This is a genomic window from Streptomyces glaucus, assembly GCF_039533365.1.
GTDB lineage: Bacteria > Actinomycetota > Actinomycetes > Streptomycetales > Streptomycetaceae > Streptomyces > Streptomyces glaucus.
Genome location: NZ_BAAATK010000007.1, coordinates 76,166 through 95,683, shown reverse-complemented (window position 1 = coordinate 95,683; position 19,518 = coordinate 76,166). Strand labels below are relative to the sequence as shown.

The 19,518-nt window shown below is 73.2% G+C and carries 16 protein-coding genes and 1 pseudogene; 10 read left to right on the top strand and 7 right to left on the bottom strand.

Annotated features, from left to right (window positions below; all coding sequences use genetic code 11):
* Positions 1-8: 8 nt before the first annotated feature.
* The 3 genes and pseudogenes from ABD363_RS07700 to ABD363_RS07690 all read right to left on the bottom strand — a co-directional run.
* A complete protein-coding gene (locus tag ABD363_RS07700) occupies positions 9-1,949 on the bottom strand; it encodes an ABC transporter ATP-binding protein (RefSeq protein WP_344600973.1) in 1,941 nt (646 codons plus the stop codon).
* A 269-nt stretch (positions 1,950-2,218) separates the two neighbouring features.
* A complete protein-coding gene (locus ABD363_RS07695; protein WP_344600971.1) occupies positions 2,219-2,659 on the bottom strand; it encodes a hypothetical protein in 441 nt (146 codons plus the stop codon).
* A gap of 212 nt (positions 2,660-2,871) precedes the next feature.
* Positions 2,872-3,489: pseudogene (locus ABD363_RS07690) on the bottom strand (ATP-binding protein); the annotation flags it as partial.
* 227 nt (positions 3,490-3,716) lie between these two features.
* On the opposite strand from ABD363_RS07690, the gene ABD363_RS07685 reads away from it, so the two are divergent.
* The 3 genes from ABD363_RS07685 (at position 3,717) to ABD363_RS07675 (ending at position 5,746) form a co-directional block, all read left to right on the top strand.
* Positions 3,717-4,577: a helix-turn-helix domain-containing protein gene (locus ABD363_RS07685; protein WP_344600970.1), complete on the top strand. Its 861-nt coding sequence runs from the start codon at positions 3,717-3,719 to the stop codon at positions 4,575-4,577.
* Complete coding sequence (locus ABD363_RS07680) at positions 4,578-4,853, top strand: DUF397 domain-containing protein (protein ID WP_344600968.1); 276 nt, start codon at positions 4,578-4,580, stop codon at positions 4,851-4,853.
* Between the two features lie 89 nt (positions 4,854-4,942).
* The gene (locus ABD363_RS07675) at positions 4,943-5,746 is read left to right on the top strand and encodes an SAM-dependent methyltransferase (protein ID WP_344600966.1); all 804 of its coding nucleotides are present in this window, start codon (positions 4,943-4,945) and stop codon (positions 5,744-5,746) included.
* A 416-nt stretch (positions 5,747-6,162) separates the two neighbouring features.
* On the opposite strand, the gene ABD363_RS07670 is transcribed toward ABD363_RS07675, so the two are convergent.
* Positions 6,163-7,653 (bottom strand): glutamate synthase subunit beta, encoded by a 1,491-nt coding sequence (locus ABD363_RS07670; RefSeq protein WP_344600964.1) that lies wholly within the window; start codon positions 7,651-7,653, stop codon positions 6,163-6,165.
* Positions 7,654-8,085: 432 nt separating this feature from the next.
* Between ABD363_RS07670 and ABD363_RS07665 the strand changes: the two genes are divergently transcribed.
* Complete coding sequence (locus ABD363_RS07665; RefSeq protein WP_344600962.1) at positions 8,086-8,433, top strand: winged helix-turn-helix transcriptional regulator; 348 nt, start codon at positions 8,086-8,088, stop codon at positions 8,431-8,433.
* A 17-nt stretch (positions 8,434-8,450) separates the two neighbouring features.
* On the top strand, positions 8,451-9,092 hold the full coding sequence (locus ABD363_RS07660) for a nucleoside/nucleotide kinase family protein (protein ID WP_344600960.1): 642 nt from the start codon (positions 8,451-8,453) through the stop codon (positions 9,090-9,092).
* A 559-nt stretch (positions 9,093-9,651) separates the two neighbouring features.
* On the opposite strand, the gene ABD363_RS07655 is transcribed toward ABD363_RS07660, so the two are convergent.
* Positions 9,652-10,779: a magnesium and cobalt transport protein CorA gene (locus tag ABD363_RS07655; RefSeq protein ID WP_344600958.1), complete on the bottom strand. Its 1,128-nt coding sequence runs from the start codon at positions 10,777-10,779 to the stop codon at positions 9,652-9,654.
* 581 nt (positions 10,780-11,360) lie between these two features.
* Between ABD363_RS07655 and ABD363_RS07650 the strand changes: the two genes are divergently transcribed.
* Positions 11,361-11,789: a VOC family protein gene (locus tag ABD363_RS07650; protein ID WP_344600956.1), complete on the top strand. Its 429-nt coding sequence runs from the start codon at positions 11,361-11,363 to the stop codon at positions 11,787-11,789.
* 74 nt (positions 11,790-11,863) lie between these two features.
* Here ABD363_RS07650 and ABD363_RS07645 read toward each other — a convergent pair whose 3' ends face one another.
* A complete protein-coding gene (locus ABD363_RS07645; RefSeq protein WP_344600954.1) occupies positions 11,864-12,418 on the bottom strand; it encodes a methylated-DNA--[protein]-cysteine S-methyltransferase in 555 nt (184 codons plus the stop codon).
* Complete coding sequence (locus tag ABD363_RS07640) at positions 12,415-13,338, bottom strand: glycerophosphodiester phosphodiesterase (RefSeq protein WP_344600952.1); 924 nt, start codon at positions 13,336-13,338, stop codon at positions 12,415-12,417. The genes ABD363_RS07645 and ABD363_RS07640 overlap by 4 nt, the downstream gene beginning before the upstream one ends.
* Before the next feature lie 280 nt (positions 13,339-13,618).
* Here ABD363_RS07640 and ABD363_RS07635 point away from each other — a divergent pair, with 280 nt between their 5' ends.
* The 4 genes from ABD363_RS07635 (at position 13,619) to ABD363_RS07620 (ending at position 19,485) form a co-directional block, all read left to right on the top strand.
* Entirely contained in the window at positions 13,619-14,482 is an 864-nt protein-coding gene (locus tag ABD363_RS07635; protein WP_344600950.1) for an MHYT domain-containing protein, read from the top strand.
* A 40-nt stretch (positions 14,483-14,522) separates the two neighbouring features.
* Positions 14,523-16,670 carry an excinuclease ABC subunit UvrB gene (uvrB, locus tag ABD363_RS07630; protein WP_344600948.1) on the top strand — a complete coding sequence of 716 codons (2,148 nt, stop codon included), beginning with the start codon at positions 14,523-14,525 and terminating at the stop codon, positions 16,668-16,670.
* Positions 16,671-16,852: 182 nt separating this feature from the next.
* A complete protein-coding gene (locus ABD363_RS07625) occupies positions 16,853-17,431 on the top strand; it encodes a TerD family protein (protein WP_344600946.1) in 579 nt (192 codons plus the stop codon).
* 50 nt (positions 17,432-17,481) lie between these two features.
* Positions 17,482-19,485, top strand: a complete 2,004-nt coding sequence (locus tag ABD363_RS07620; protein WP_344600944.1) for a TerD family protein — start codon at positions 17,482-17,484, stop codon at positions 19,483-19,485.
* Positions 19,486-19,518: the final 33 nt, after the last annotated feature.

Here is a 19,518-nt window from a genome sequence, read left to right as displayed (position 1 = left end):
CGGCCGGGTCAGCCCGCCTTCGGGGCGGGGACCCGCGTGAACTGCTCCGCCTGGAGGGAGTACAGCTCCGCGTAGACGCCGCCGGAGGCGAGCAGCTCGTCGGGGGTGCCCGACTCCACGAGCCGCCCCTGGTCCAGGACGTGCACCAGATCGGCGTGCCGCACCGAGGCCAGCCGGTGGGTGATGAGGACCACCGTCTGGCCGCTGCCGGCCAGGGCGCGGATCTTCTCGAAGACCTCCAGCTCGGCCCGGGCGTCCAGCGCGGCCGTCGGCTCGTCGACGATCAGGATGCGCCCGCGCCGGTACGCGGCACGGGCGATCCCCAGCCGCTGCCACTGGCCGCCGGACAACTGGTGCCCGCCGCTGAAGTTGCGGGCCAGCAGCGTGTCCAGGCCGCGCGGCAGGTCGGCCACCACGTCCTGTGCCCCCGCCTCGGCGATCGCGGCCAGCAGGCGTTCCTCGCTCAGCGGCGCCGAGGAACGGCCCACGGCGACGTTCACCCGGGCCGTGAACGGCCACCGTTTGAAGTCCTGCGCCACCATCGCGATGCGCTCGGCGATCTGGTGCCGGTCCGCGGTCGCCGCGTCGACCCCGTCCCACAGGATCCGGCCCCGGTCCGGGGTGTACAGCCCGGCGAGCAGCTTGACCAGGGTCGTCTTCCCGGAGCCGTTCTCGCCGACGAGCGCCACGATCCGGCCGAGGGGGAGGGTGAGGCTGATGTCGTCGAGGGCGGGGCGGGCGGAGTCGCCCGGGTAGCGGAACGTCACGTTCTCGAAGCGGATCTCCTTCGGATCCTCCGGCAGCGGCTGCCCGCCGGCCGGGATCGCCCGCTCCGCCGCCTCGGTGTACAGCCGCTCCAGGTCGCCGACGAACAGGGCCTCCTCGTGCAGCGCGTTCACCTCGACGACGAGGGTGTCGAGGCTCTGCGAACCGGTGCGGATCGCGATCACCGCCGTGCCCGCCACCGACAGCGCCATCGCCCCCGCCAGCAGCAGCCCGCCGAGCGTGGCGTACGTCGCGACCGTCGCCAGGCCCGTCCAGGCCGCGGCGATCAGACCGGTACGGGCCGCCAGCCGGGCCAGCCGGGCCTGCTCGGCCTCCGCCGTCTCCGACATCGCGCGGAAGTGCCGCAGCAGGAACGCGCCCACCCCGTGGACCCGGATCTCCGGGGCCGCCTCCGGCTCGATCAGCAGGTTGCCCAGCAGCCGGCCCGCCCGCGCGTGCTGCACCCAGGCGTGGAAGGACTCGTACCGCCGGCGGGCGACGGTCAGCGCGCTCCAGGCGCTCGGCAGGGTCATCGTCACCAGCAGCGGCAACAGCGCCGGGTGCAGCACGGTCAGCACGCCGGCCGCCGCGACCAGCGAGATCATCGCGTTGATCACCCGCGTCCCGTACATGATCATCCGGCGGGCGGAGGCGGCGCCGTACTGGGCGGTGTCCAGCAGCTTGTGGAAGGCGTGGTCCTCGATCGCGGACAGCTCCACGGCCGCCGCCCGCTCCAGGTACAGCTCGGTCGCCACCCGCTCCACCTTGGGCTCCAGACGCCCGGTGACGTATGTGGTCGCGGCCCGCAGCAGCGCCGCGACCAGCATCACGGCGGCGACGGTGACCAGCGCGGGGACCGCTCCGCGCAGCCGCCCTTCGATCGGGCCGTCCGCCATCAGCCGGCCCAGCACGCTGTTGACCGCGAGCAGGGCCACCGCCTGCGCCGCGCCCCGGCCCGCCTCGGCGGCCAGCACGGTCCGCGTGGCGCGCCGGTCGGCCTGCCGGGCGAGCCGGAGGCTGGCGGCCAGCAGGGACGGCAACCGGGAGATCATGGCCCGGAAGCTCAGTTCCAGGAACGCGTCGGCGTGCTGGTTCCAGCCCATGTCGTAGCGCAGCGGACCGCCGAACAGCAGCCGCTCGGACTCGGACACTCCGGGTGCGCCCGCGTCGCGTGTCTTTCCCACCGTGGACCTCCCGCGCTCGTGGACGAACGGCCACTATCGCGGGGCGGGGGGCCGCTGGGCAGGGCGCAGGCGGGGGAGTCCGAAGCGCGCGGGCGCACGCCGACGGGAGCGGGGTCCGGGGCCCGGCGGGCGGCCGGTCGGGGGCCGCGAAGGGGGCCTCGGAGGGGCGGGAGGGCTCCTCGGAGGCGGGGGAAGGGTGCGCGGGGGTGAGGGGAGGGTGCGCGGGGGCGGGCGAGGCGGTGGGACGCGCGGGACGGCCGGCCGGAAAGTTACGCGCTGACCGGCCGCGACCACGTGGGGACCGTCCCGACGACCCGGCACAGGGCCAGGTAGAGCGGGATCGGCGGGGTGTACGGGAGCGCGTCCTCGGAACGGTGGACCAGACCGGGCGGGTCGGAGGCGTCCGGCAGGACCGCGCCGGTGACGTACCGGGCGGGCGCCGGCCACTCCAGGGCGTAGTCGGAGTCGGACGGAACGATCCACCACCAGTGCGCCTCGTCGGCGTACACGCATCCCGCGCGCGGCAGCCGGGGCAGCACCAGCGGGCCCAGGCGGGCGGGCGCCACCACCGCGTCGAAGCCCAGCGGGGTGGTCATCCCCTCGGGCACGGGCAGCCGCCGGGGCGCCGCCGGGCCGCCCTGCCCGCGCCGGAGGCGGACCAGCGTGTCCAGGGTGAGCGCCCGGCCGCCGGACGCAGCCCTCACTCCCATGCGGCCCTCGTCTCCTGGCGTGCCGGCATCCTCCGGTGCGGCTGGGCCCTGTGGTGCGCCCGGGCTTCCCGGTGCGTCCGGTCCTCCCGAGGTTCCCGCTCCTCCCGCTGAGCCCGGTCCTCCTGAGGCGTCCGCGTTTTCCGGTGCGCCCGGTCCTCCCGGGGCGTCCGCGCTTCCCGTTGCGCGTGGTCTTCCGGGGATGCGTGCGATTCCCGTCGTGTCCGGTCCTCCCGGGGCCTCCGCGTCTCCTGCCCGTCGCCCGGGCCGCCGGGCGTGCCGGGCTTGGCGGGGGCGCCCCAGCCCAGGTCGTCGCGGGGGCCGGCCGGGCCGCCGGAGTCGTCGGCCCGGCGGGGGAGGTCCGCCCAGACCAGGAGCCCGGGGCCCTGCTCCTGGGCGCCCCAGGCACGGCACAGGGCGTCGACGAGAAGCAGCCCCCTGCCGTGTTCCTCCTCGGGCCGCTGCCGGGCCGAGGCCTGCGGCCGGCCCGGTGCGCAGCCCTCGTCGCGCACGGCTATGCGCACCAGGTCGTCACCGTCGTGCAGCTCGCACACGATGTGACGGCTCGCGGTGTGCACGATCGCGTTGGTGACCAGCTCGGAGACCACCAGGGCCGCGGTGTCGCAGGTGTCCTCGCACACCGACCAGCCGGACAGCCGGGCGCGCGTCAGACGTCTGGCCTGTGCGGGAGAGCCCGGGTGAGCGGCCAGTTCGAAGCGGAACCGGCGCTGGGCGGTGGCCCCGGCGGGACCGGCTCCCGTCGCGGCACCGAGGCCGGGACGGCCTGCGGCGGCGTCTGTTCCTAAGGGCGCGGGCGGAATCACGCTTGCCACTATCGCCCCGTCTCGAACACTTGGCAAGTGTCACTCTGAAAATTGCAGAGTGCTGTGTGACTCGGTGAAGGGTCATGGCACACTGCACGCAACAGCACGTCGAGCGGCGCCAATTGAGACCACGGGGAGCCGGCCCCGGCTTTCGAAAAGGTCTTCGAGTGGCGCCGCCGGGCTGTCCGCGCGCGGTGCGCGGCCGGCCCGATGGATTTCTCCTGTGGAGGTGGAGCGTGAGCGAACCGCGGTCCGCGCCGACGGTCGGCCAGGTCGTCCTCGGCCGGCGCCTGCTGGATCTGCGGGAACGCGCCGGGCTCAAACGCGAGGAGGCCGCCCGCGTCCTCCGCGTCGCCCCCGCCACGATCCGCCGCATGGAGATGGCCGAGGTCGCGCTCAAGATCCCGTACCTCCAGCTGCTGCTGAAGGCCTACGGCGTCTCCGACGAGGAGGCCGACGCCTTCGTCCAGCTCGCCGAGGAGGCCAACAGGCCCGGTTGGTGGCAGCGGTTCCACGACATCCTGCCGAACTGGTTCTCCATGTACGTCAGCCTGGAGGGCGCGGCGAGCCTCATCCGCAGCTACGAACCGCACTTCGTCCCCGGGCTGCTGCAGACCGAGGACTACGCGCGTGAGGTGCTGAAGTCGGGCGCCATCGGCCAGACCCGGCCCGAGGACATCGAGCGCCACGTCGCGCTGCGCATGCGGCGCCAGGAACTGCTCACCCGCAAGGACGCGCCCAGGCTGTGGGTCGTGATGGACGAGACCGTACTGCGCCGCCCGGTGGGCGGTCCGGAGGTGATGCGTGCCCAGGTCGACAGACTGCTCGACGCCACGGAGCTGCCCAACGTGACGCTGCAGGTCGCCCCGTTCGCCGACGGGCCGCACCCCGGCACGTACGGGCCCTTCGTGCTGTTCCGATTCCCCATGCCGGAACTTCCGGACATGGTCTACAGCGAGTACCTGACCGGCGCCGTCTACCTGGACGCGCGCGTGGAGGTGGCGACCCACCTCGAGGTCATGGACCGCATGGCGGCGCAGGCCGCCACGGCACATCGCACGAAGGAGATCCTGAAGGATCTCCGCAAGGAGCTGTGAATGGATCGCATCACATCCCAGCACAAGCCGCGGGTCCGCACCGAGCGGATCTACAACGGCATGCCCGCGCGGGAATTGGGCAGCGAGGGCTGGCACAAGCCGTGGAGCGGCGGCAACGGGGGCAACTGCCTGGAGGCGATGAAGCTCGCCGACGGCCGGATCGCCGTACGGCAGTCCACCGACCCCGACGGGCCGGCGCTGATCTACACCTCCGACGAGATGACGGCCTTCATCGAGGGCGCGAAGGCGGGGGTGGCCGACTTCCTGCTGTCCTGAGACGTTTTGTCATCTGTTGAGTTCTGTCGATTCCCTTATGTTGGCACCGAGTTGATCACCGATAACCGCAGACCCTCACGGAGCGCGCCATGACCGGGCAACCCCCCACCGCGATCGACACCAGCAAGCCCCATCCCGCACGGATGTACGACTGGTACCTCGGGGGCAAGGACAACTACCCGGTCGACGAGGAGATGGGCCGGCAGATGCTCGCCCTCGACCCGCGCGTGCCGGTGATGGCGCGGGTCAACCGGGCGTTCATGCACCGGGCCACGCGCTGGCTGGCCGGGAACGGCATACGGCAGTTCCTGGACATCGGCACCGGCATCCCGACCGAGCCCAACCTCCACCAGGTGGCCCAGAAGATCACACCCGACGCGCGCGTCGTCTACTGCGACAACGACCCCATCGTGCTGGCCCACGCGGCGGCCCTGCTGCGCGGCACGCCCGAGGGGGTGACCGAGTACCTGCAGGCCGACGTGCGTGATCCGGACGCGATCGTCGAGGGCGCGAAGAAGGTCCTGGACTTCACCGAACCCGTCGCGCTGTCCCTCATCGCGCTGCTGCACTTCGTCTCCGACGAGGAGGGAGCGCACGACCTGGTCCGCCGGCTGCTGGCCGAACTGCCGTCCGGCAGCTACCTCGTGATGACCCACGCGACCTCCGACTTCACCCCCGAGGAGTCGCGGGCGGCCACCGAGAAGATGAAGGCCGCCGGGGTCACCCTGGCCCTGCGCTCCCGCGAGGAGTTCACCCGCTTCTTCGACGGCCTGGACCTGGTCGAACCGGGCGTCCAGGTGCCCCACCAGTGGCACCCCGAGCTGGGGGAGCCGGTGCCGGGCCAGGACGACGGGGTGATCCCGGGCTACGGGGCGGTGGGGCGGAAGCGCTGAGGCAGCACACCGAGGCACAAGGTGTGGTGACTGCGGCCGGGCTGTGGTTCCCGGCCCGGCCGCAGCCTTTCCTCCGGGACGGCCACGGATCCTCCGGGACGGTCGCAGGCCTCCATGCCGTCCGGCCCAGCCGCACCGCCGGTGACGGGCCCCCGCCGACCGGACCGATGAAGACCGCGGATCCGGGGCCGAGGTCCTGGGGCGTCCACGGGGCTGCGGCCGTGGCGGAGCTCCCCGTCGCGGTCGTCCCCCGCGACCGGCCTGTCCCGTGCGCGTGCCCGGCCGGCCGCGGCGGCCTTTTGGACGCCGCTCCTTCCCCCGCGCGGAGCCCTCGGAGGGGCGCCGAGGGCGGGCGGGCGCGCGGGGAGCCACGGCGCGATCACACGGTCGTGCCCCGGCCGCACGCCGCGGGCCGCTCACACCGTCATGGGCCGGTCGTACGGCCCGATCGGCGCCGGCAGTCGTGAACGTCCGGTCAGGTGGCGGTCGACGGCCGCCGCCACCGCCCGTCCCTCGGCGATCGCCCAGACGATGAGGGACTGCCCGCGGGCGGCGTCCCCCGCGGCGAACACGCCGGGGACGTTCGTGGCGAAGCGGGCGTCCCGCGCGATCGTGCCACGCGGTTCCAGCTCCAGTCCCAGCTGGTCGATGAGCCCGTCCTCCCGGTCCGGCCCGGAGAAGCCGAGGGCGAGCAGCACCAGGTCGGCGGGGAGCGTGCGCCCCGTGCCCGGCACCGGGCGGCGCCGCGCGTCCACCTCCACCAGGTGCAGCGACCGCACCCGCCCGTCCGCGTCCCCGGTGAAACGGAGCGTGGACGCGGCGAACAGGCGCGCGTCCGCGTCCGCCACCGGCGCGGTCCGCAGATCGCGCGCCTCCTCGTGCGCCGCCGACAGCCGGTAGATCCGCGTCGGACACGTCGGCCAGGGCTCCGCCTCCTCGTCGCGCCCGGCGCGCGGCTGGGCGTGGATGTCCAGCTGGGTGACGGACGCGGCGCCTTCCCGCACCGCCGTGCCCAGGCAGTCCGCGCCGGTGTCGCCGCCGCCGACGATGACGACGTGCTTGCCGGCGGCGGACAGCGGGGAGATCTCCAGATCGCCCTCGCACACCCGGTTGGCCAGCGGCAGGTACTCCATCGCCTGGTGGATCCCGGCCAGCTCCCTTCCGGGAACGGGAAGTTCCCGCCGAGCGGTCGCACCGGTGGCGATGACCACGGCGTCGTGGCGCGCCCGCAGCTCGTCGGCGCCGAGGTCCCGCCCGACCGCCGTGGACGTACGGAACTTCGTCCCCTCGGCCCGCATCTGCTCGATCCGCCGCTCCAGATGGTGCTTCTCCATCTTGAAACCGGGGATGCCGTACCGCATCAGCCCGCCGATCCGGTCGTCCCTCTCGTACACCACGACCGTGTGTCCCGCCCGGGTCAGCTGCTGTGCCGCGGCGAGCCCGGCCGGCCCGGATCCGACGACCGCGACCCTCCGCCCGGAGAGCCGGTCCGGCGGGTGCGGCCGGATGAAGCCCTCCTCCCAGGCCCTGTCGGCGACGGCGCACTCGACGTTCTTGATGGTGACCGCGGGCTGGTTGATGGCGAGCACACAGCCCGCCTCGCACGGCGCCGGACACAACCGGCCGGTGAACTCGGGGAAGTTGTCGGTGGCGTGCAGCCGGTCGCTCGCCGCGCGCCAGTCGTCACGGGAGACCAGGTCGTTCCACTCGGGGACGAGATTGCCGAGCGGGCAGGCGTCGTGGCAGAAGGGGATGCCGCAGTCCATGCAGCGGCCGGCCTGCCTGCCGATGATCGGCAGCAGCGCCCCCGGCACGTACACCTCGTCCCAGTCCCGGACCCGCTCCTCGACGGGCCTGCGCGGCCAGTCCTGGCGGGGGGTGGTCATGAAGCCCTTGGGATCGGCCATGGCCGTCTTCCTCACGTCCGCGTGCGGCAGGCCGTGCGTCGTCGGGCGGCACTCCTTCGGCCACGATACGTTCCGCCGGCCACGGACGCAGAGGGCCGGGCAGCGCTTTCCCACAGGCTGGGACGCCCTGCCGCGGCCGCGCCGCCGGGCAGGGGGGAACCGCGCCGGCGCGCGGCCGCCGCCGCGGCCGAGGTGATCGTGCGGACAGCGATCCACAAGGGCCCGCCCGCGCGGGTACGCCACCGGCACGGGGCGCCTCCGGGACGTCCGGGACGAGCACGAGCAGCGCGTCGTCGCGGGCGCTCCGGCGACGGCGGCGAGCCCGGACGAGCCGGACGGGTACCGCGCGCCGCTGCCCAGCGGCTCCCGCGCTCCCCCGACGGATGACCGACGCGACGGACGGGAGGCGGACCCGCGCCGCTCAGCCCCGGCATGTTCCACCCGGCGTGCCCCTCCTCGGCGATCCCCTCCCGCGTCGGCGACAGGCGGACCGGAACGGTCGTCCGCTGTCTGGAAGGCGGCCCGCGCCGCTCCACCGAACTCCGCGCCCCGCCCGGGTCCGTCACTCCCAAGGTCCTCAGCGAGACCCTGCGCGCGAGGGAACGCGACGGCCTGCTCACCCGCACCGCGTACGACGAGCACCCGTCCCGCGCCGAATACACCCTCACCCCTCCCGGCCGCGCCCTCGTCCCCCTCCTCGACGCCGCCCGCGCCTGGAGCGAGACCCGCCTCCCGCAACTGCTCGCCGCCCGCCACGCCCACCGGCGGCACGCGCCCTGACCGGCGGCCGGCGCATCATGGGCGCTGTGCGACTCGAAGCGATCACCTGGGACCGGCTCGGCGACCGACTCGCCGAACGCCTGCTCGACCTGCAGCCGGCCGACGGCAGCCCCTGGCCGCGCGTCGCCTTCGACGGCGCCCCGGCCGCCCGCCCGGGCGACCTCGCCGAACGCGTCTCCGCGGCCCTGCGCATACGCGGACGCCCCTCGCTCGTCGTGGGCGCGGAGGGTTTCCTGCGCCCCGCCTCCCTCCGCCTGGAATACGGCCGCCAGGACGTGGAGGCCTATTACAACGGCTGGTACGACATCAGCGCCCTGTGGCGCGAGGTCTTCGGCCCCCTCGAGCCCGGTGGCGACGGACGTGTGCTGCCCGACCTGTGGGACCCCGTCACCGACCGCGCCACCCGCAGTCCCTACGTCACCCTCCCGCCCGGCGGACTCCTGCTGCTGCACGGACCTTTTCTGCTGCGCCACTGGTTCCCCTTCGATCTGAGCGTCCACGTCCTGCTCTCCCAGAGCGCTCTGCGCCGCCGCACCCCCGAGGCCGAGCACTGGACCCTGCCCGCCTTCGAGCGCTACGAGCACGAGACCGACCCCGCCGGCACCGCCGAGGTCCTGGTCCGCGCCGACGACCCACGCCATCCGGCCTGGAACGGCTGACCGACACCGCCTCCCCCTGCACGGGCGCGGGCAGGAGGCCCGTGGCCACGACGGTCTCCTCCGCGGCCGTCGACGTCACGGCCCGCGCTCCCCTCGACGGCGGGAACTTCGCCGCCGCCGCTTCCGGTCCCGACGGAGCCCCACAGAACCGGTGATCCGGAAACAGGTGCGAGAGCGCCCCGCGCTCCCCTCGCCACCACGGACGTCAGAGGTGCGCAGCCCCCGCCGCGCTCCCGGCGCCGGCCGACCGGCCCTGGACCTCGCCGATGCCCGCACCCCGGCCGGGATCCACGGCACCGCCGAGGTGTCGTCCCGGACGGGGCGAAACCGCTCCCGCGGGGAGCGTCCGCGCACGTACCCCGGCGCCGGCCCGCCCGCGGAGAAGGACGCCGGGACCCGAGCGGTCATCCGGAGCGCGCCGCGGAAGACCGTGCGCCTCCCGGCCCGAGCCCGTCCTCCCGGAACCCGGGCGCGGCCGCCGGGCGGCGTGACGGGAGCCGGGGGGCACCGGGACCGGCGGTGCGCTCCGTGCCGTGCCAGCGCCCGGAGCGCACCGCCGTCAGAGCCAGCCGCTGCGCCGGAAGCCCCGGTAGAGCGTCAGACAGGCGACGGCTATCACGCCCATGACCATTCCGTAGCCGTACCGCCAGTGCAGCTCCGGCATGTGGTCGAAGTTCATGCCGTACATCCCGCAGACCATCGTCGGCACGGCGACGATCGCGGCCCAGGCGGTGATCTTCCGCATGTCCTCGTTCTGCGCGACCGTCACCCGGGCGAGATGGGCCTGCAGGATGGAGTTGAGCAGTTCGTCGAAGGCGGCGATCTGTTCCCTGGCCCGCAGCAGATGGTCGGAGACGTCGCGGAAGTAGGCCTGTATCTCCGGATCGACCACCCGGATCGGCCGCGTGGCGAGATCCTCCAGCGGCCGGGTGAGCGGCACCACCGCCCGCTTCAGCTCCAGAAGCTCCCGCTTGAGCTGGTAGATCCGCCCCGGGTCGGCCCGCGCGCCGGTCTCCGCGAACACGTCCGTCTCGACCTGGTCGATGTCCGACTGCACCGAGTCGATGACGGTCAGGTAGTCGTCGACCACGTGGTCCGCGATCGCGTGCAGCACGGCGGACGGCCCCTTGGCGAGCTGCTGCGGGTCGGACTCCAGTTCCTCACGCAACGGGCCCAGCGAGCCGTGCCGCCCGTGCCGCACCGTGATCACGAAGTCCTGGCCGACGAACACCATGATCTCGCCGGTGTCCACCACCTCGCTCGTGGCGGTCAGTTCCTCGTGCTCCACGTAGCAGACCGTCTTGAACACCGCGAACAGGGTCTCGCCGTACCGCTCCAGCTTGGGCCGCTGATGGGCCTCGACCGCGTCCTCGACCGCCAGCGGGTGCAGGTCGAAGAGGTCGGCGATGCCCGTGAACTCCTGGTCCGTCGGCTCGTGCAGGCCGAGCCAGACGAAGCCGTGGCCGCGCCTGCGCACCCGCTCCACGGTGTCGACCAGACTGCCCTCCGCGGGCGCGCGGACACCGTCCCGGTACACCACGCAGTTGACCACCGAGGAACCCAGCGGGGAACGGGCCGGGTGACTGAGATCGACCCGGGAGCGGCGCCGGGCCAGCCGCGCCACCTTGCGAAGGCCGCCGACCGTGCCGAGGTTCGTGACCTTCCGCAGATTCCCCGCCATGGACATCTGGTTCTCCTTGCGTGGATCCCCTCGCGCCGCGCGCCTCGCGTCGCGTGCCTGCGCCTTGACGCGTCAGTCTGCCAGGCGGGCGCGTGCGCCGGATAAGCCTGTGGAAAAGGAAGGTTCCGGTTTGTTCCCGCCGGTGGAGGAAGGGACACGGCTTCCGCGGCGCCGCCCCGGAAGGTGCGGAGGCGCTGCCCGGAGCACGTGCTGACGCTGCGTCCGATCGTGGTTCGCGAAGTGGCCGGCGTCCGTCGCACCAGGGCGCCGGCCACTTCCGGCAAGCCGGGCAACCGGAGTGATCACGGCGTGATACGAGCCGGTGACCCTCTCCCCGGCGACCGGCGACCGGCGACCGGCGACCGGCGACCGGCGACCGGCGACCGGGGCGGCGGACTGTCATGGCACCGGCGCCGTCCTGTCCGACCCCACGACGCTCCGGCCCCACGACGCTCCGGCACCTCGAAGTGCCGGGCGTCGGACTCGGCCGGCGCCGCCCCCGGCCCGCCGGTCTTCTCTCCCCTCCGGCGGGCGCCGCACCGGACCCACCTCTTGCGCCCGGTGGGCGACGACACGAGCCTTGGGCCATGAAGGACAACACGCCACGCATCGATCACGTCGTCCTGTGGGTGCGCGATCCGCTCGCCGCGGCCGACTTCTACGAGAAGGCGGTCGGCATGGCACCCCTGAGGGTCACCGACTTCGCCGCGGGAACCGCCCCCTTCCCCTCCGTGCGCCTCAACGAGGAGACCATCTTCGACCTCCTGCCCCTGGCCATGGCCGAGCGCATGACCATGGTGCCCGGCGCCGCCGGCAGCGCGGGCCATCCCGTGAACCACGTCTGCCTGTCCCTGCCGGCGGACGGCTTCGAGGCGCTGCGCGACCGCCTGGAGGAGCGGTCGGTCCCCGTCTCGGACTTCACGTACGACTCCTACGGCGCCCGCGGCCCGGCCAAGCGCAGCTTCTACTTCCGCGACCCGGACGGCAACGTCCTGGAGGCACGGCACTACGAGTGACCCGCGGCGCGGTCCCGCCGGGGAACCGCGCGGGCCGGCCGTCCCCCGCCCGGGCCCTCAGAACACCCGGGCCCTCAGAACAGCGGCTCGGGCAGCACCCCCTCCAGCGCGAGCAGCCTGCGCTTGGCCTCCAGACCGCCCCCGAAGCCGCCGATGCCGCCGTCGCTCTCGACGACCCGGTGGCACGGCACCACGACCGGCAGCGGGTTGGCGCCCATCGCCATCCCCACGGCCTGGGCGGCGCCGGGCCGGCCCACCCGCCGAGCGAGATCGCCGTAGCCGACGACCGTGCCGTACGGCACCTCGGCGGCCAGCTCCCGCAGCACCTCCCGGTTGAAGCCGGAGATCAGCGACCAGTCCAACGGCAGCTCGAAGTCGCGGCGCTCACCCGCGAAGTAGCCCTCGACCTGCCGTATCGCCTCGGCCAGCAGCGGTGAGCCGGGCGCCTCGGCGGGCCGTGCGCCGAACCGTGCCGCAAGCCGGTCCAGCGCCCTGTCGCGCACCGCGTCCGTGGCGTGGAACACCACGTTGACCAGGCCCTCCCGGGACGCGGCCAGCAACAGCGGACCGATGCCGGTGCCGACGACGGCCCACACGATCCGCTGCTCGTCCCGCCCATCGCTGTTCATGCGCCCACGGTACGACCCGCCACCGACAACGCCGGCGGGTCCCACCGGCCGCGCACGGCGTCCCGCACCACGTCGGGCTTGTTGGTGATGATGCCGTCGACGCCGTACCCGGCGACCCGGCGGGCCGTGTCCGCGGTGTCGACGGTCCAGGTCAGGACCTCCAGCGGCCTGCCGTGCGGCCCGTCGAACGCGTGGACGGCCGAGACGTAGGCCGGGGAGAGCGAGCCGTACGAGGGGTTGATCTGGTCGGCGAAGTGCGCGTACGCGGGCAGGTCCGTCACGGGCGGCGCACCGAGAAAACCGGTTCTGACGCCCGGTTCCAGATCATGCACGGTGCGCAGGCTGTCCGCGCTGAAGCTCTGCACGACCAGCCGGTCCCTCACATGCCGCCGGTCGAGCCAGCCCTCGTTGCCGAGGACCTTCAGGATCTGCCCTTCGATGCCCGGGTACAGTTCGGGGTTCTTGATCTCCAGGAGCAGCTTCTGGTGGTGCTGCTCGACGCGGCGCACGTACTCCTCCAGGGTCGGCACGCGCGCGCCCGCGTACGCGGGGCCGAACCAGCTTCCCGCGTCCAGGCGGGCGATCTCGGCCGCCGTGAAATCCCCCACCTTCCAGGGCGCCCGGTCGGGGAAGACCTCCTCGACGTCGGTGGTGCGCCGCAGGTCGGCGTCGTGGAGGACGACCAGCTCGCCGTCCCGGGTGCGCTGGACGTCGTTCTCCACCCAGCGAACGCCCAGCTCGGCCGCCTTGTCGACGGCGGCCAGGGTGTTCTCGGGCGCGTACGCGGAGGCACCCCGGTGGGCGAGGACCAGGGGCCGGCCGTCACCGTCGGCGACGGCTCCGGCGTGGGCGGCGGGGAACAGGACAGCGGTGGTCCCCAGGAGCGCGGTGGTCAAGGCGGCAACGATGCGCACGTGCATGTGTACTCCTCGCGTTCGAGGGATCACGGACAGCACAACTGTGGCAGCGGACGGTCAACAGCGGGGGGATGCACAATGGCCACGGATCGAACGACGTCGCCCGACTGCGCTCACCGGGGCCGCACAACTGGGGCAAGGCCGTGTTTCTTTGCCGGAAAATCGTTCGACCATTCCAGTGGGAGTCATACTCTCTGCGTCGACCCTGGCCGCTGGTGCGGCCTTGGGAGGGGGCGCACATCAGGTAATTCCGGGACGCACGAGGGCGGAAGGGCAGCCGCGCATGCAAGGCACGGTCGACGGATTCAGCTACGGACTCGTCACACCGCTGGTGGCCTACCTCATGGCCTGTCTGGGGGGCGCCCTCGGCCTGCGCTGCACCGTCAGACCCATGCTGGTCGCCCGGTCCTGGCGGCCCGGCTGGCTCGCCCTCGGCTCGGCGGCGATCGGCTCCGGCATATGGACCATGCACTTCATCGCCATGATGGGGTTCACGGTCCGGGGCGTACCGATCCACTACGACAGGGCGATGACGTTCGCGAGCCTGGCCGTCGCCATCGTCATGGTGGGCATCGGGGTCTTCATGGTCGGCTACCGGGGCGCGCGGGGAACGGCCCTGTTCACCGGCGGGACCATCACCGGCCTGGGCATCGCCTCGATGCACTACCTGGGCATGGCCGGCATGCGCCTGGACGGGAAGCTGGAGTACGACACGCTCACCGTCGCGACGTCCGTGCTCATCGCGGTGGCCGCCGCCACCGCCGCCCTGTGGGCCGCCGGACAGGCCAGGGGGTTCCTGTGGAGCGTGGGCGCGAGCCTGGTGATGGGGCTCGCCGTCAGCGGCATGCACTACACCGGCATGGCCGCCCTCACCGTCCACCTCCACGGCGCGGCCGCGCCCGCCTCGGGCGAGTCGGTCGCCGCCCTGCTCGCGCCCATGCTGATCGGCCCGCTGGCCTTCCTGCTCCTCGCGGGTGTCGTGGTGATCTTCGATCCGCGGGTGGTCATGGGGAAGCCCGTCCCGCCCCCCGTCGAGCGCAAACCTGGCATACCGGCCCACGCCGTCGTCCAGCGGTCCGCCCGCCGCCCCCAGGCCCGCACCTGCCGGCACCTCGCGCACCGATCCCGCACCCCGCAGAAACACTGAGCCGGCCTGGTTGTCAGTGGGGGGTCGTACGGTTGGTTCCATGCGGCCCGTTTCCCACATCGAACGCACGGTGGCGCCCTTCGAGGTCGTCAGCCCCTACCAGCCGAGCGGCGACCAGCCGGCGGCCATCGCCGAGCTCGCCCGGCGCATCGAGGCCGGTGAGAAGGACGTCGTCCTGCTGGGCGCGACCGGCACCGGCAAGTCCGCCACCACCGCGTGGATGATCGAGAAGCTCCAGCGCCCCACGCTCGTGATGGCGCCCAACAAGACACTGGCCGCCCAGCTGGCCAACGAGTTCCGCGAGCTGCTGCCGAACAACGCGGTCGAGTACTTCGTCTCGTACTACGACTACTACCAGCCCGAGGCGTACGTCCCGCAGTCGGACACCTACATCGAGAAGGACTCCTCGATCAACGAGGAGGTCGAACGCCTGCGCCACTCCGCGACCAACTCGCTGCTCACCCGTCGTGACGTCGTCGTGGTCGCCTCGGTCTCCTGCATCTACGGCCTCGGTACGCCGCAGGAGTACGTGGACCGCATGGTCACCCTCCGGGTCGGCGACGAGGTCGACCGGGACGAGCTGCTGCGCCGCTTCGTGGACATCCAGTACACGCGCAACGACACGGCGTTCACCCGCGGCACCTTCCGGGTCCGCGGCGACACCATCGAGATCTTCCCGGTCTACGAGGAACTCGCCGTCCGCATCGAGATGTTCGGCGACGAGATCGAGGCGCTGTCCACACTGCACCCGATCACCGGCGAGATCCTCAGCGACGACCAGCAGCTGTACGTCTTCCCGGCCTCCCACTACGTCGCCGGCCCCGAGCGCATGGAACGCGCGATCAACGGCATCGAGAAGGAGCTGGGGGAGCGCCTCGCCGAGCTGGAGAAGCAGGGCAAGCTCCTGGAGGCCCAGCGCCTGAGGATGCGCACGACGTACGACATCGAGATGCTCCGCCAGATCGGCACCTGCTCCGGCGTGGAGAACTACTCGATGCACTTCGACGGCCGCCCGCCCGGCTCCCCGCCGAACACCCTGCTCGACTACTTCCCCGACGACTTCCTCCTCGTCATCGACGAGTCGCACGTCACCGTCCCGCAGATCGGCGCCATGTACGAGGGCGACGCCTCCCGCAAGCGCACCCTCGTCGACCACGGCTTCCGCCTCCCCTCCGCCCTCGACAACCGCCCCCTGAAGTGGGAGGAGTTCCAGGAGCGGATCGGACAGACCGTCTACCTGTCCGCGACCCCGGGACAGTACGAGCTCTCCCGCTCGGACGGCGTCGTCGAGCAGATCATCCGCCCCACCGGCCTCGTCGACCCGGAAGTGGTGGTCAAGCCCACCGAGGGCCAGATCGACGACCTGGTGCACGAGATCCGCAAGCGCGTCGAGAAGGACGAGCGCGTCCTGGTCACCACCCTCACCAAGAAGATGGCCGAGGACCTCACCGACTACTTCCTGGAACTCGGCATCCAGGTGCGCTACCTGCACAGCGACGTCGACACCCTGCGCCGTGTCGAGCTGCTGCGGGAGCTGCGCGCCGGCGAGTACGACGTCCTGGTCGGCATCAACCTCCTCAGGGAGGGCCTCGACCTGCCCGAGGTCTCCCTGGTGGCGATCCTCGACGCCGACAAGGAGGGCTTCCTGCGCTCCGGCACCTCCCTGATCCAGACCATCGGCCGCGCGGCGCGCAACGTCTCCGGCCAGGTCCACATGTACGCCGACAAGATCACCCCGGCGATGGAGAAGGCCATCGAGGAGACCAACCGCCGCCGGGAGAAGCAGATCGCGTACAACAAGGCGAACGGCATCGATCCCCAGCCGCTCCGCAAGAAGATCAACGACATCGTGGCCCGGATCGCCCGCGAGGACGTCGACACGGAGCAGCTGCTCGGCACGGGCTACCGCAAGAGCAAGGACGGCAAGGGCGCCAAGGCTCCCGTGCCCGCCCTCGGCGGCAAGGCGTCGGCGGGCGCCAAGGGCGCCAAGGGTGCCAAGGGCAAGGCCGGGGAGGCGGTGCCCACCGACCGCCCGGCGGCTGAGCTCGCCGAGCAGATCGAGGACCTGACCGCCCGTATGCGGGCCGCCGCCGCCGACCTCCAGTTCGAGATCGCGGCCCGGCTGCGCGACGAGGTCGCCGAGATGAAGAAGGAGCTCCGCCAGATGCAGGAGGCCGGCCTGTCCTGACGGCCCGCGGGCACCGGCCGGCGCCCGCGCACGGACCCGGGGCCGCGGCCGGGCACGCGCTGTGTTGCAGGACCGACACAAAGTGCGGATCGGGGTACGTCGCCGTCAGCGCCCCTGCGTAGGGTTCTGGTCAACCGCGGGCGCCGCGGCAACAGGGGACAGCTCGAGAGGGGAATCAGCGCGTGACCGTCAACATGACCAAGGGTCAGGCCATCAGCCTGCAGAAGAACGACGGCGGCAGCCTGACCGCGGTGCGCATGGGTCTCGGCTGGCAGGCGGCTCCCCGGCGCGGCCTGTTCGGTTCGCGGACGCGGGAGATCGACCTGGACGCCTCCGCCGTCCTGTTCGCGGACAAGCAGCCGGTCGACGTCGTCTTCTTCCGCCACCTGGTGAGCGACGACGGCTCCGTGCGCCACACCGGGGACAACCTCGTCGGCGGTGTCGGCCAGGGCGGCGACGACGAGGCGATCCTCGTCGACCTGCAGCGCGTCCCGGTCCACATCGACCAGATCGTCTTCACCGTCAACTCCTTCACCGGACAGTCGTTCCAGGAGGTGCAGAACGCCTTCTGCCGCCTGGTCGACGAGACCAACGGCCAGGAGCTCGCCCGCTACACGCTCGCCGGCGGTGGCGCCTACACGGCCCAGATCATGGCGAAGGTGCACCGTACGGGCGGAGGCTGGACGATGACCGCTCTCGGCGTTCCGGCCAACGGGCGCACCTTCCAGGACCTGATGCCGGCGATCCTGCCGGCCCTGTAGACCCGACGGGGAAGCACACCGCACACCGCGACCGACACAGGGGGAAGGCGATGACGGCCGAGCTGGTGCGGGGGCAGAACCACCCGCTCTCCCAGTCCCGTCTGGAGATCCGGATCTCGGCCGGCACGCCGATCGTGGCCGTGGCCACACTCGGCGACGAGAGCGGCAAGGTCCACGGCGTGGAACGGGTGGCCCACCCGGACGCGCCCGCCCTGCCGGGCCTTGAGGTCCCCCGGCAGGCGGCCGCCGACCATCGCCTCGCGGTGGACCTGGACGCCCTGCCGGACGCCGTCCACCGCGTCCACGTGCTGCTCGCCCTGCCGTCTGCTCCCGGCGGGAGACCGGCCCGTTTCGGTGCCGTGGCCGCCCCCTTCGTCGCCGTCACCGGTCCCGACGGCACGGAGGCCGTCAGCTACACCGTCACCGGACTGGACGCCGAGTCGGCCGTCGTCGCCCTGGAGCTCTACCGGCGCCAGGGAGCCTGGAAGGTGCGCGCCGTCGGGCAGGGGTACGCCGGCGGCCTCGCCGAACTCCTCACCGACCAGGGACTGCCCGCAGCCCACCGGCTCGCGAACAGCATCGACGAGGCGGTGGCCCGGGGCCCGGCCCGCCCGGTCCCGGCACCCCCGCCCCGCCCGGACGGCGGCCGTTCCCGGCAGGCGGCCGCACCGGCGCCCGGCCCGGACCAGCAAGCCCCAGCGCCCCGGGGCACCCTGCCGACGCAACCGTACGGTCCGCAAGGCACGCACGGCGCCCGGACACCGGGGCAGTCCGCGCCGCAGTCGCCGTACCCGGAGGGAGCCGGCGCGGCGGACCCGTCCTTTGCCACCCGGCCGCCCGCGCCCACCGCCGGCGGCCCGATCGACTACGACCACCCGCGCCGCCGGACCGCCGCCCCGTCGCCCCCGCCGGGGCAGCCCGCGCGGCCCGTGGCGGGCGACGCGACCGGCTGGTCCATGGACGAGCGGCTCTACAACCAGGTGTGGGGCATGTTCGAGGACCTGGCCCGCACCACGGCCGCCTACCGCAGCGCCGTGGACTTCGCGGACTCGCGCATGGAGAAGGAGCTCGACCAGGTCCTGTCCGACCCGCGCAACCGCATCGGCGGAGGGGGCGATGCCGCGCGCGAGGCGGCCCGTGCCCGGCACGCCCAGCTCGTCGCCCGGGCCGAGGAGGCCCTCGACCGGGACCTCGCCCAGCTCGCCGCCGAGGCCGAGGTGGTCGAGCCCGCGCTGCCGCCGGCGTACGCCCGCTGGGACAGCCCCGTCTGGCACGGCTACCGGGTGCCCGCGGAGATTCCCATGGCCCTGCGCCTGGGCGATCTCCACCTGCCCGAGGCGGCGCGGGTACGCATCCCGATGCTGGTGCGGCTGCCGCTGGAGCGCGGGCTGTGGATCGACAGCGGACGCACCCCGTCGCTCGACGGAGACATGGCCGACTCCCACGAGGTGCGGCGCCTCGCCCTGGAGACGGCGGTGGCGCATGCGGGCCGGCTGCTCGCCGTCCATCCGGCGGGCGGGTTCACCGTGCACGTCGTCGACCCGGCCGGCTCGGGCGCGCAGGCGCTGGCCCCGCTGGTGCGGGCCGACGTGCTCGCGGCCCCGCCCGCGCGGGGCGCGGCGGGCGTGGCGGACGTGCTGGCCCGGCTCACCCGGCACGTCGACCTGGTGCAGATGGCGGTGCGCGGAGGCGCCGCCGACGCGCTCCCGCCCGGCTTCGACACCGCCCAGCACCTGCTGATCGTCAACGACTTCCCGCACGGCTTCGACGACCGGGCGGTGAACCGGCTGCGCTACCTCGTGGACGAGGGACCGGCCGTCGGCGTCCACCTGATGGTGATCGCCGACCGCGAGGAGTCCGCCGACTACGGGCCGTTGCTCGATCCGCTGTGGCGCTCACTGCTGCGTCTGACCCCGGTGCCCGACGACCACCTCGCCGACCCGTGGGTGGGACATGCGTGGACGTACGAGCCCCCGCTCGTCCCGCCCGGCAGCCAGGTGCTCCAGCAGGTGCTCACCCGGGTGGCCGCGGCTCGCCGGGCGCGGAATCGGTGAGTGCGCGGAGCCTGCGGTCGGCGTGCGCGTGTG

Coding starts and splice junctions, on each gene's coding strand:
- ABD363_RS07680 (WP_344600968.1), top strand. CDS start 4,578: ATGGATCGCATCACATCCCAGCACAAGCCGCGGGTCCGCACCGAGCGG.
- ABD363_RS07645 (WP_344600954.1), bottom strand. CDS start 12,418: ATGAACAGCGATGGGCGGGACGAGCAGCGGATCGTGTGGGCCGTCGTC.
- ABD363_RS07655 (WP_344600958.1), bottom strand. CDS start 10,779: ATGTCCATGGCGGGGAATCTGCGGAAGGTCACGAACCTCGGCACGGTC.
- ABD363_RS07635 (WP_344600950.1), top strand. CDS start 13,619: ATGCAAGGCACGGTCGACGGATTCAGCTACGGACTCGTCACACCGCTG.
- ABD363_RS07660 (WP_344600960.1), top strand. CDS start 8,451: ATGGGCGCTGTGCGACTCGAAGCGATCACCTGGGACCGGCTCGGCGAC.
- ABD363_RS07620 (WP_344600944.1), top strand. CDS start 17,482: ATGACGGCCGAGCTGGTGCGGGGGCAGAACCACCCGCTCTCCCAGTCC.
- ABD363_RS07665 (WP_344600962.1), top strand. CDS start 8,086: ATGTTCCACCCGGCGTGCCCCTCCTCGGCGATCCCCTCCCGCGTCGGC.
- ABD363_RS07695 (WP_344600971.1), bottom strand. CDS start 2,659: ATGGGAGTGAGGGCTGCGTCCGGCGGCCGGGCGCTCACCCTGGACACG.
- ABD363_RS07675 (WP_344600966.1), top strand. CDS start 4,943: ATGACCGGGCAACCCCCCACCGCGATCGACACCAGCAAGCCCCATCCC.
- ABD363_RS07670 (WP_344600964.1), bottom strand. CDS start 7,653: ATGGCCGATCCCAAGGGCTTCATGACCACCCCCCGCCAGGACTGGCCG.
- ABD363_RS07640 (WP_344600952.1), bottom strand. CDS start 13,338: ATGCACGTGCGCATCGTTGCCGCCTTGACCACCGCGCTCCTGGGGACC.
- ABD363_RS07650 (WP_344600956.1), top strand. CDS start 11,361: ATGAAGGACAACACGCCACGCATCGATCACGTCGTCCTGTGGGTGCGC.
- uvrB (WP_344600948.1), top strand. CDS start 14,523: ATGCGGCCCGTTTCCCACATCGAACGCACGGTGGCGCCCTTCGAGGTC.